At 69.5% G+C, this 302-nt stretch carries 1 protein-coding gene; it reads left to right on the top strand.

The window, feature by feature from the left end; translation table 11 throughout:
- The coding region (locus tag IF89_RS0136640; protein WP_030778113.1) for a hypothetical protein at positions 1-302 on the top strand (302 nt) is incomplete at both ends.

Here is a 302-nt window from a genome sequence, read left to right as displayed (position 1 = left end):
CCGAGGACCGTGGCGTCCCGGGACACTGGGAGGGCGATCTGATCATCGGGACCGGCCGGTCCGCGATCGGAACGCTCGTCGAACGCAGCAGGCGGTTCAAGATGCTGCTGCACCTGCCCCGGATGGAGGGCTTCGGCACCGAACCACGCACCAAGAACGGACCCGCGCTCGCCGGCCGCGGCGCCGAGGCAGTGAAGGACGCGATCACCACACTGCCCCGGCAACTACGCAGGTCGCTGACCTGGGACCGGGACACCGAACTGGCCCAGCACGCCCAACTCCGCATCGAATCGGGGCTCCAG

Origin of the sequence: Streptomyces sp. NRRL F-2664 (assembly GCF_000719345.1) — a bacterium.
Lineage (GTDB): Bacteria > Actinomycetota > Actinomycetes > Streptomycetales > Streptomycetaceae > Streptomyces.
The sequence above is the reverse complement of the archived record's forward strand: the minus strand, read 5'-3'. Positions and strand labels throughout refer to the sequence as shown.